The 1226-nt window shown below is 77.5% G+C and carries 1 protein-coding gene; it reads left to right on the top strand.

Annotation, left to right across the window (positions count from 1 at the left end; genetic code table 11):
* On the top strand, positions 1 to 1226 hold a 1226-nt coding region (locus L0B03_RS18090; protein ID WP_250448425.1), incomplete at both ends, for an FtsK/SpoIIIE domain-containing protein.

The following is a 1226-nucleotide window of genomic DNA, read 5'->3' as shown; positions in this document are numbered from 1 at the left end:
CGGGCCGTGGGACGGGCCCTCGTCGGCGGCGCCCTCGCCGCCGGGCCCACCGTGCTCACCCTGCTGCACCCCGCCTCCGCCGCTCCGCACTGGGCCTGGGCGCGCTGGCTCGCCCCGAGGCTCGGCGGCTCGAACGACGACTCCCCCGGACCCGACCGCGTCCGCGTGGCCCGGACCCCGGTCGAGGCTGCGAACGTCCTGCAGGTGGACGTCCCCGGACCGCACCTCGTGGTGGCCGACCAGTCCCCACGAGCCCGGGCCGCCCTGCACCGGTGGTGGCTCGACCGGCACCGCGCGCAGGACGCGGTGCTCCTGCTCGCCGAGCACCCCGAGCAGGTACCGGGATGGTGCCGGTGGGCCCTGCACGTCGACGGACCGGGCCGGGGACGGCTCACCGGCCCCGTCTCGGAGACTGCTGTGGACGTGATCGCCGGTACGGCGACCTGGGCCGAGCGGGTCGCGCGCCGCCTCGCTGCGCGTGGGGACAGGCACGAGGAGACCGCGCGCGGCAGCAGGGCGGACCTGCCGGCGCGCGTGGGGCTCGTCGACCTCGGCCTGCCGGACCACCCCGAGGACATCGCCGCACGGTGGGCCGCACCGGCCGTCGGGCTGGCCGCACCGCTGGGCGCCGGCGCCGCAGGTCCGGTGACCGTGGACCTCGTCGGTGACGGTCCGCACACCCTCGTCGCCGGGACCACGGGGGCAGGCAAGTCCGAGCTCCTGCAGTCCCTCGTCCTCGGTCTCGCGCTGAGCCATCCGCCCGACCGCCTCGCGATCGTCCTGGTGGACTACAAGGGCGGGACAGGGCTGGGCCCGTGCCCGGACCTGCCCCACGTCGTCGGCCGGGTGACCGACCTCGACGCGACCGAGGCCGCCCGGGCCCTCGACGGACTGCGGATCGAGCTCGGCCGCCGCAAGGCGCTGCTCGCGGCGGCGGGGGTCGCCACCCTCGAGGACCTCGGCCCGCAGACCGCGCCGCCCCGTCTGCTGGTGGTGGTCGACGAGCTGCGCGCGATGGCCGAGGACCTGCCCGACTTCGTGCCGGGCCTGGTGCACCTCGCGGCCCAGGGGCGGTCCTTGGGCATCCACCTGGTGCTCGCGACCCAGCGCCCCGCCGGGGTGGTCGACGCGCAGATGCGCGCCAACGTCTCGCTCCGGGTCGCGCTCCGGGTCGCCGACCCCGCCGACTCGACCGACGTGCTCGACGTGCCGGACGCGGCCCACCT

It is taken from the genome of Actinotalea sp. C106 (assembly GCF_023630195.1).
Lineage (GTDB): Bacteria > Actinomycetota > Actinomycetes > Actinomycetales > Cellulomonadaceae > Actinotalea.
This window is presented reverse-complemented; position numbering and strand designations above follow the sequence as displayed.